The sequence below is a fragment of the Pseudomonas sp. B2021 genome (genome assembly GCF_018135665.1).
GTDB lineage: Bacteria > Pseudomonadota > Gammaproteobacteria > Pseudomonadales > Pseudomonadaceae > Aquipseudomonas > Aquipseudomonas lactis.
Genome location: NZ_SMOF01000001.1, coordinates 2,483,870 through 2,493,722, shown reverse-complemented (window position 1 = coordinate 2,493,722; position 9,853 = coordinate 2,483,870). Strand labels below are relative to the sequence as shown.

9 protein-coding genes are annotated in these 9,853 nt (G+C 62.2%); 2 read left to right on the top strand and 7 right to left on the bottom strand.

All coding sequences use genetic code 11. The features are described 5' to 3' along the window. The 6 genes from E1K68_RS27780 to E1K68_RS11230 all read right to left on the bottom strand — a co-directional run. On the bottom strand, positions 1–150 hold a 150-nt coding region (locus tag E1K68_RS27780), incomplete at its 3' end, for an ATP-binding cassette domain-containing protein (protein ID WP_244858883.1). Further along, the gene (locus tag E1K68_RS11250) at positions 147–1,151 is read right to left on the bottom strand and encodes a substrate-binding domain-containing protein (protein ID WP_034135669.1); all 1,005 of its coding nucleotides are present in this window, start codon (positions 1,149–1,151) and stop codon (positions 147–149) included. The genes E1K68_RS27780 and E1K68_RS11250, both read right to left, overlap by 4 nt. A 139-nt stretch (positions 1,152–1,290) precedes the next feature. Beyond that, a complete protein-coding gene (locus tag E1K68_RS11245) occupies positions 1,291–2,154 on the bottom strand; it encodes an SMP-30/gluconolactonase/LRE family protein (protein WP_120248319.1) in 864 nt (287 codons plus the stop codon). Between the two features lie 16 nt (positions 2,155–2,170). After that, positions 2,171–3,751 carry an aldehyde dehydrogenase (NADP(+)) gene (locus E1K68_RS11240; protein WP_120248320.1) on the bottom strand — a complete coding sequence of 527 codons (1,581 nt, stop codon included), beginning with the start codon at positions 3,749–3,751 and terminating at the stop codon, positions 2,171–2,173. Positions 3,752–3,761: 10 nt separating this feature from the next. Then, entirely contained in the window at positions 3,762–4,754 is a 993-nt protein-coding gene (araD1, locus tag E1K68_RS11235; protein WP_120248321.1) for an AraD1 family protein, read from the bottom strand. A 16-nt stretch (positions 4,755–4,770) separates the two neighbouring features. Continuing rightward, positions 4,771–6,093, bottom strand: coding sequence for an MFS transporter (locus E1K68_RS11230; RefSeq protein WP_003190554.1), 1,323 nt, complete (start codon positions 6,091–6,093; stop codon positions 4,771–4,773). A 191-nt stretch (positions 6,094–6,284) separates the two neighbouring features. On the opposite strand from E1K68_RS11230, the gene E1K68_RS11225 reads away from it, so the two are divergent. Both E1K68_RS11225 and E1K68_RS11220 read left to right on the top strand, forming a co-directional pair. After that, positions 6,285–8,021, top strand: coding sequence for an IlvD/Edd family dehydratase (locus E1K68_RS11225; protein ID WP_019817288.1), 1,737 nt, complete (start codon positions 6,285–6,287; stop codon positions 8,019–8,021). Positions 8,022–8,069: 48 nt separating this feature from the next. Next, on the top strand, positions 8,070–8,792 hold the full coding sequence (locus tag E1K68_RS11220; protein WP_003190551.1) for a FadR/GntR family transcriptional regulator: 723 nt from the start codon (positions 8,070–8,072) through the stop codon (positions 8,790–8,792). Positions 8,793–8,799: 7 nt separating this feature from the next. Here E1K68_RS11220 and E1K68_RS11215 read toward each other — a convergent pair whose 3' ends face one another. Beyond that, complete coding sequence (locus tag E1K68_RS11215) at positions 8,800–9,399, bottom strand: hypothetical protein (protein ID WP_003190550.1); 600 nt, start codon at positions 9,397–9,399, stop codon at positions 8,800–8,802. Positions 9,400–9,853 lie beyond the last annotated feature (454 nt).

Sequence of the window (9,853 nt, the reverse complement as noted above, 5' to 3'; positions counted from 1 at the left end):
GATTTTCAGCAGGGTCGACTTGCCTGCGCCGTTCTCGCCCATCAGCGCGTGCACCTGCCCCGGGTGGGCGGTGAAGCAAATGCCATCCAACGCCTTGACCCCGGGAAAGGTCTTGCCGATGCCGTCAAACCGCAGGGCCGCAGCGGTCATTTCCACAGCCCGATCTTGGTCAGTTCCGCTTGGAAGTTTTCGCGGGTGATCAGCGTCACTTCGTCCATGGCCGTGTATTTCGGCGGCTCGGTACCCTTAGTCACCCACTCGTACATCATCTCGGCGGTTTTGTAGCCTTCAATGTGCGGGCTGGGGAGCATCGAACCAAAGAAGCCGCTGTTGGCTTTCTTCAATTCGCCGATGGCGTCGGTACCATTGATGCCGATGCCGATCACATTGGCTGCGGCGAAACCGGCACTTTCGGTGGCGCGCACGCCGCCGAGCACGGTGTTGTCGTTCATGCCGCCGATGATCAGGTTCTTCGCCCCGCTTGGCAGCTTGACCAAGGCAGAGTTGGTGGCGTCCATGCTGCCGGGCACGTCGAGGGTTTTCAGGGGGGCGGTGAGGATGTGGTCCTTGGGAATACCGGCCTCCTCCAGGGATTTGATCGAGCCGTCGGTGCGTTTCTTGCCGGTGTCGAGTTCGTTGAAGGTGTTGATCACCGCGTAGGTGTCCTTCCAGTCCCAACCGCGTTTTTTCGCTTCGGCGGCCATGGCGGCGCCCTGCTTCTGGCCCACCTCAAATGCGGCCATGCCCAAGTACGGCACGTCTTCCATGAAGTTGCCCTTGGCATCGACAAAGCGATCATCCACGGCCATCACTTTCAAGCCGTTGGCCTTGGCTTTGGCCACAATGGCCGGGCCCAGGGACACGTCCGGCGGGCAGATCACGAAGCCTTTGGCGCCGTTGGCGGCCAGGCTGTCGATGGCCGAGAGGGTTTTCTCGCCGTCGGGCACCGCGATCTTGATGAGTTTGAAGCCTTTGTCCTGGGCGGCTTTTTCCGCAAACGCCCACTCAGTCTGGAACCAGGGCTCTTCGGCCTGCTTGACCAAAAAGCCGATCTTTACTTCTTCAGCGGCCAGCAACAGGCCGCTCAAGCTCATGGCCGAGACCGCCACAGCGGCGCAGCACAGGGAACGCAAACCACGACGACGATTCATAGGGGTGACTCCTTGTTGTTGTTTTTAGGTAGAACGTTGTAGGAGAGAGCTTGCTCGCGAAAAACCCGAGGGCGACGCGCCCATCCAGCATGAACGCGTTATCGTTGACGTTTTTCGCGGGCAAGCCCGCTCCTACAGGTTATCCGGCGAAGCGGTGACAGGGTTTTCCGGGAACATCCATTTCAATCGCCAGTACCGCACCATCCAACGGATGCCCCAAGGGACTCGCGGCACTGGTGATGTACAGCGTGGTGAGCTCGGGCCCACCGAACACGCAACTGGTGGGACGGCTGACCGGCAGTTCGATGATGCGATCCACCTCACCCAAGGGCGTTAGCCGCAGCAGGCAACTGCCGTCCCAGCGCGCGTTCCAGATGTAGCCGTCGGCGTCCATGGCTGAGCCATCCGGCCCGCCGCGTGTGTGCGGCCCGAACCAGGCCTGGGCGGCGCCGAGTTGGCCGTCAGCCTGGATCGAATACTGATAGAGCGTACCGTCCATGCTGTCGCCGAAATGCACCTGGCTGCCCTCCTCGTTCCAAAGCAAGGTGTTGGGAATGCCCAGCCCCGTCAGCAACGGCGTGACCCGCGCATCGGCATCGATGCGAAACAAACCACCGGAGCGCCGGGTAATCGGCAGGTCTTCGCCCTGCTCGCCGATGTTGTTCTGCATGGTGCCCAACCACAGCCGGCCCAGGGCATCGCAACGTGCTTCATTGCCGCGGTTGCCCGCTTGCGGGTCGGCTACGCACAGCAGGGTCAAGGCTTCGGTGGCCAGGTCCAGGCGATACACGCCGCTGCTCAAGGTCACCAACGCATCGCCGCGTTCACAGGGGATGAACGCCGAGACGTGCTCGGGCAACTGCCACACCTGCAACTGCCCGCCCATCAGGCGCAGCGCCTGGCGGGCGGCGATATCCACCCAATACAGGGCCTGGGTCGGTACATCCCAGAACGGCCCTTCGCCCAACCGGGCACGGTGCGGGGTGACTGCGCTCAACGACATGAAGCCTCCTGATCAGTTACAGCGATTCACGCGATGGCGTGCCATTTACCAGCCGCTGAATACGCAAGGGGTTGGCGTTTTTCAACGCGTCGGGCAGCAGGCTATCAGGGTAGTTCTGGAAGCACACCGGGCGCAGGAAACGGTCGATAGCCAAAGTGCCGACCGAGGTGCCACGGGCGTCGGAAGTCGCCGGGTACGGCCCGCCGTGAACCATGGAATCGCACACCTCCACGCCAGTGGGGTAACCGTTGAGGAGGATGCGCCCGACTTTCTGCTCCAGCAGGGGCGTGAGTTCGGTGAACTGTTGCAGGTCGGCCGGTTCGCCGATGAGCGTGGCGGTCAATTGCCCGTGCAGCCCCTGCAGGGCGGCGCTGAGCTGCGCCTGATCAGCCACTTCGACGAACACCGTGGTGGGGCCAAACACTTCTTCCTGCAGCACTTCGTCGCCGTCAATCAACAGACGCACATCCGCCTTGAACAGTTGCGGTTGCGCCTGATTGCCCGATTGCGCGCTGCCCGCCAGATGCTGGATGGCCGGGTGAGACCGGAGTTTTTCCAGGCCCTTGCCGTAGCTGCCCAGGGTGCCGGCATTAAGCATGGTTTGCGCCGGTTGCTCGCCGATCAATTGTGCGACCTGCTGAGTGAACGCGGTGAACGCAGGCGAGGCGATACCGATCACCAGGCCTGGGTTGGTGCAGAACTGGCCGCAGCCTTGTACCACCGAGGCGGTCAGGTCGCGGGCGATGCTGTCGGCGCGGGCTTGCAGCGCCTGGGGCAGCACGATCACCGGGTTGATGCTCGACATCTCGGCAAATACCGGAATCGGTTGCGGGCGCGCCGCTGCCATGTCGCACAGGGCGCGGCCGCCTTTGAGTGAGCCGGTAAAGCCCACCGCCTGGATCGCCGGGTGCTTGACCAGCGCCTCACCGACGCCGCCGCCAAAGATCATATTGAACACGCCAGCCGGCATCTCGGTGGCTTCGGCGGCGCGGATGATCGCATCGGCTACGCGTTCGGCGGTCGCCATGTGCCCGCTGTGGGCCTTGAACACCACCGGGCAACCGGCGGCCAGCGCGGCAGCGGTGTCGCCGCCAGCCGTGGAAAATGCCAGGGGGAAATTGCTGGCGCCGAACACCGCCACCGGGCCAAGGCCGATGCGGTATTGGCGCAGGTCTGGGCGCGGCAGCGGCTGGCGCTCTGGCAGGGCCTTGTCGATACGCGCGCCGTAGAAGTCACCGCGGCGCAGCACGGTGGCGAACAAACGCATCTGGCCGCTGGTGCGCCCGCGTTCGCCTTTGATGCGTGCGGCCGGCAAGGCGGTTTCGCGGCAGACCAGTTCGACGAAATCATCGCCCAAGGCGTCCAGTTCATCGGCCACTGCATCCAGGAACTGCGCACGCCGTGCGGCGCTCAAGGCGCGATAAGCCGGGTAAGCCTGGGCCGCGGCCTGGGCGGCGGCGTCCACTTCCTGCGCGGTAGCCTGGTAGAAATCCTGGGGCAAGGCTTCGCCGGTATTGGCATCGATGCTTTGCAGCTTGATGCTGCCATTGGCGCTGCGCTGGCCGCCGATGTAGTTGTGGCCGAGGAACTGGGTCATGTTGATCTCCTTAAAGGGGGGTGACTTGGCCGGGTTCAAATGCCGCATCGCTGCTGCCGATACCGTTGATCAACGGCGCGCCGAATTCAGCCTGGCTGATCTCGAACACATCGCCCGGCTGGGTACGTATACCGTCGGCGAATGACAAGGTGGCGGTGCCGAAGAAGTGAATGTGCACATCGCCCGGCTTGAGGAACTGGCTGTATTTGAAGTGGTGGTATTCGAGGTTTTCCAGGCTATGGCACATATTGGCCTCGCCACTGAGGAATTCGTTCTGCCAGATCACCTCGCCGTTGCGCAGGATGCGGCTGGTGCCCGCCAGATGCTCGGGCAGTTCGCCCACGCGCAGCTCCGGGCCATAGCTGCAACTGCGCAGCTTGGAATGGGCCAGGTACAGGTAGTTCTTGCGCTCCATCACATGGTCGGAGAACTCGTTGCCCACCGCAAAGCCCAGGCGATAGGGTTTACGGTCATGCCCGATCACATAGAGGCCGCCGATTTCCGGTTCTTCACCGGCGTCTTCGGCAAACGGCGGCACCGGGAAGGCCTGGCCCGGGCGCACGACGATGCTGCCATCGCCTTTGTAGAACCACTCCGGTTGCACACCGGCCTGGCCGGCGCCTGGTTTGCCGCCCTCCACGCCCCATTTGAAGATGCGCATGGTGTCGGTCATCGCGCTGTCGTCGCCGGCCTGCTGGTGCATCTTGTCGCGGGCCGAGGCACTGCCCAGGTGGGTGAGGCCGGTGCCGCTGATCAGCATGTGGGCCGGGTCCGGGTGGTCCAGCGGCGGCAGGATTTTGTGTTCCGCCAACAAGGCGGTGTAGTCGTGGCTGGCGCCCAGGCCGAGGGCTTGCACCTGTTGCTGCAACTTGCTGCCGGCTTCGATGGCGGCCAGCGCCAGTTCACGCACGCTGTGGGCGCCGCGCACTTCGCGCACCTGGTTGCCTTCTACCACGCCGACGCGGCGCTCACCGTTGCTCAACTCGAACTGAACTAAACGCATGCAGGTTCTCCTGGATTTAAGTGCGTGTGGCGCCACGGGCGCTGGCGGCGAATTGGTCGACGGGCAGGACGTGCTTGCGTTCCAACAAGCGATAGACCACGAGGGTCAGCAGCAAGCCGAACACCATCACACCGGATAAGAAATACAAGCCTGAGGCCAGGTTGCCGGTGTACTCCTTGAGCGCACCGATCACGAACGGGCCGATATAACCGCCGAGGTTGCCCACCGAGTTGATCAAGGCAATACCGGCCGCCGCACTGGCGCCGGCAAAGAAGCGCCCCGGCAGGGTCCAGAACACGGCGGTGCAGGAAAACATTGCAAACGCCGCCAGGCACAGCGCGGCCATTTGCAGCACTGGCACGGTAAGCCAGGCGCTGCAGAACAGGCCGATGGCGCCCAATACATAGAGCACGGCGAGATGGCCGTAACGGTCGTTCAAACGGTCGGAACTGCGCGGGATGATCAACAGGCCGATGATGCCGAAGATATAGGGCACGGCGGAGATGAAGCCGGTGGTGAGGTCGCTGCCGCCAAACTGCTTGATCAGGGTCGGCAACCACAGGCCGAGGCCGTAGATGCTCAGGGTCACCGGCAGGTAGAACAGCGCCAGCAGCAACACGCGCTTGTCCTTGAGCGCATGCAAGGGGTTGCCGTGGCGCGTCTGGCCGTAGGCTTGCAGGTCTTTGTGCAGCTCGCCGGTGAGCCAGGCTTTTTCTTCCTCGCTCATCCAGTTGACCTTTTGGGGGCCGTCCGGCAGGTAACGCAGCACCGGCCAGGTCAGCAGGATCGCCGGGGTGCCGATCACGATGAACAGCCACTGCCAGCCATGCAGGCCGAGGATGCCGTCCATGCCGAGCAAACCGCCGGACACGGGGCCTGTGATCATCATTGCAATCGGTTGGGAGAGGATGAACAGCCCGAGGATTTTTCCGCGATGGCGCACCGGGAACCACTGGGTGATGTAGTACAGCACGCCGGGAAAGAACCCCGCCTCCGCCGCGCCCAGCAAAAAGCGCATCACATAGAAGCTGTGCGGCCCTTGCACGAACGCCATGCCGATGGTGATGGCGCCCCAGGTGATCATGATGCGCGCAAACCAGCGCCGGGCGCCGAAGCGGTCGAGCATCAGGTTGCTGGGAATCTCGAACAGGAAATAGCCAATGAAGAACAACCCGGCACCGAGGCCATAGGCGGCGTCGCCGATGCCCACGTCAGCGCCCATGTGCAGCTTGGCGAACCCTACGGCGGAACGGTCCACGTAGGCGATCAGGTACAGCAGGATCAGGAAGGGAATCAGTTTCAGCGTGATGCGCCGAATAAGCCGCAGTTCCTGGCTCATGGGGTCGATCTCCGATTGTTGTTTTTATAGAAGCTCGGGGGACGCCTCTGACGAAATCCGCCAGGGCCATACCTCAGTTAGGATCGACTATATAGTATGACTATTTGCAAAACAACACTTCCAAAGCGGCGATTTTGCGCTTATGTTTAAGCACGCATAGAACATATAGTCATACAATAAGAGAATCGATCATGCCTGACAAAAAGCCCGGCCTACGCTCTGCCCAGTGGTTCGGTACCGCCGACAAGAACGGTTTCATGTACCGCAGCTGGATGAAGAACCAAGGCATTGCCGACCATCAGTTCCATGGCAAGCCGATCATCGGCATCTGCAACACCTGGTCGGAGCTGACGCCGTGCAACGCGCACTTCCGCCAGATCGCCGAGCACGTCAAGCGTGGCGTGATCGAGGCCGGTGGCTTCCCGGTGGAGTTCCCGGTGTTCTCCAACGGCGAATCCAACCTGCGCCCTACTGCGATGCTCACTCGCAACCTGGCGAGCATGGACGTGGAAGAAGCGATTCGCGGCAACCCGATTGATGGCGTGGTACTGCTCACCGGCTGTGACAAGACCACCCCCGCGCTGCTGATGGGCGCGGCCAGTTGTGACGTGCCGGCCATCGTGGTCACCGGTGGGCCGATGCTCAACGGCAAGCACAAGGGCCAGGACATCGGCTCGGGAACGGTGGTGTGGCAGCTCAGCGAACAGGTCAAGGCCGGCACCATCACCCTGGATGACTTCCTCGCGGCCGAGGGCGGCATGTCGCGCTCGGCGGGCACCTGCAACACCATGGGCACGGCTTCTACCATGGCGTGCATGGCCGAAGCACTGGGTACTTCCCTGCCCCACAACGCGGCGATTCCGGCCGTGGATGCGCGTCGCTATGTACTGGCGCACATGTCGGGCATGCGCGCCGTGGAGATGGTGCGTGAAGACTTGAAGCTGTCGAAGATCCTTACCAAGGAGGCGTTCGAAAACGCTATCCGCGTGAACGCAGCCATCGGCGGCTCGACCAACGCGGTGATCCACTTAAAAGCCATCGCCGGGCGCATCGGCGTCGAACTCGACCTGGATGACTGGACCCGCATCGGCCGCGGCATGCCGACCATTGTCGACCTGCAACCCTCCGGGCGCTTCCTGATGGAAGAGTTCTACTACGCCGGTGGCCTGCCCGCCGTGCTGCGCCGCCTGGGTGAAGCCAACCTGATCCCGCACCCCAACGCCTTGACGGTCAACGGCAAGTCTCTGGGCGAGAACACCCAGGACTCACCGATCTACGGCCAGGACGAAGTGATCCGTACCCTTGACAACCCGATCCGCGCCGACGGCGGCATCTGCGTGCTGCGTGGCAACCTCGCGCCCCTGGGCGCGGTGCTCAAGCCTTCGGCCGCGAGCCCCGAACTGATGCAGCACCGTGGCCGCGCCGTGGTGTTCGAAAACTTCGACATGTACAAGGCACGCATCAACGACCCGGAGCTGGACGTGGATGCCAACTCGATCCTGGTCATGAAAAACTGCGGCCCTAAGGGTTACCCCGGCATGGCCGAAGTCGGCAACATGGGCCTGCCCGCCAAGCTGCTGGCCCAGGGCGTGACGGACATGGTGCGCATTTCCGACGCACGCATGAGCGGCACCGCCTACGGCACCGTAGTGTTGCACGTGGCCCCGGAAGCCGCAGCCGGCGGGCCGTTGGCGACAGTGAAGGAAGGTGATTGGATCGAACTCGATTGCGCCAATGGTCGCCTGCACCTGGACATTCCAGATGCCGAGCTGGCAGCGCGCATGGCCGACCTGCCGCCCGCGCAGAACCTCATCGTCGGCGGCTATCGCCAGCTGTACATCGACCATGTGCTGCAGGCCGACCAAGGCTGTGACTTTGACTTCCTGGTGGGCTGTCGCGGGGCAGAAGTCCCACGGCATTCCCACTAATTGGGATGCTATGATGCGGCGAACCTAAGCCAGAGCCTCCCCGTCGTTATGGATCACCAGCCGCCCAAGCCGCGCAAGAGCCAGCATGCCCAGATCGTTCAGGACTTGGGCATGCACATCGTTTCCGGTCGCTTCAAGCCCGAGGAACGGTTGCCCATGGAAGCCACGCTGTGCGAGGAATACCAGGTCAGCCGCTCGGTATTGCGCGAAGCCACGCGAGTGCTCAGCGCCAAGGGCCTGGTGTATTCCAAGCCACGGGTGGGCGCGGTGGTGCGGCCACGCTTGAAATGGCACCTGCTCGACCCGGACGTGCTGTCCTGGTTGATGCAGTCCACGCCCCACAGCGAGTTCTTCAACACCCTGGCCGGGGTGCGCCGCATCCTCGAACCGGAAATCGCCGCCATGGCCGCGACCACCGCCACCGATGAAGACATCGCCACCATCGAACACGCCTACCAGGGCATGGAAACCGCCAAGACCCACGAGGAACTGTTGCAGGCCGACCTGGACTTCCACCGCGCGATTGCCGACGCCACCCGCAACGACCTGCTCGCCTATATGTGCAACATGCTCTCGTTGCCGTTGCGCGAGTCGATCAACATCACCAACCGCCGCCCGGACATTCAGGGCCTGAGTCTGCCGCGGCACAAGGCGATCCTCACGGCGATCCAGAACCGCGATGCCCTGGGCGCACGGCATGCGTCGCTGGTGCAACTGGATGACACCCGGGTGGCGCTGGACACGGTGATGAATGTGTTGACGCCGTTGTGAGCCCGCGTCATTCCTGACTGTTATTGTTGGCTCTGGGGCAGGTGTTATCGCCCTCTTTTTTCAGCGCCAGGACGGCCTGGCGCTCGGACAGCAAGTGAGTGATGGCGCCGCCGATCGCCGCGGAAATCAATGCCAAGGCCTCTTTAGGCAGATTGATCGCCGCCCAGGTCAACCCGCCGATCAGCAGAATGACAAACAGGATATTGAACCGTGACACCCCTAGTTTTATCGAGCGGACGATATCGGACGTGTCCTGCATTTTTTCGAAGCGTTTTAGGTCTTCGAACTTGCGCACCGATTCCAGGGTTTCCAGGTAATGGGTTTCGGCCCGCTTGAGTTTCTTGATGACATCGGCTTCGAGCATGACCTCCTCTATCTCGATCCTGACCAGGCTGATATTGGCGCCTGGGCGGCCAAGAATTTCCGAACTCAGCGAACTTTCGGCCAGCTCGGCCAGCAGATAGGTATAGGAGGTTTCGCTGATCTCCTTGGCATATTTTTGCAAAGCTGATGTGTAGCACTTGGTGGCATATCGGGTGAACAGACGCTCGGCATCGTTAGTCTTTTTGATCAGTTCTTCAACTTCGTCGATCAGTTCCCGTTCCATTTTTAATATCCCTATTAAGCGTGGCTTCGAAAAGCAATGAGCGCCGACCGCTGCGCTGGCACGTTAGGGGCAAACATCCCTCGATCAAGGGCCAGTGTCTACTGTCAAACCTGACAGGTGAATAGGAGGCAGGGCACTGTGGCGAGGGAGCTGGCTCGCCTGCGATAACCCTAGGTATCTACACAACTTTGCAGACCGTAGCAGCCGACGGTAACCACGATGCGAAGCGAGTCGCTCTTGATCTTGATCTTGATCTGCTTTTGATCTTAGGCGCCCCGTCAAACCACGCTGGCCGGAATTCGACAGGGATTTGGGGGGTAAACCGGCAGGGATGCCGGTTTAGCCGCCCCGCGCCATGGATGGCGCGTGGCGGCGCCCCCCCAAATCACTGGCGGATTACGGGCACACCGAGCCCAAGCGAGGTGCCGAGTGGTGGGGCAAGAGCGTTTTGCTT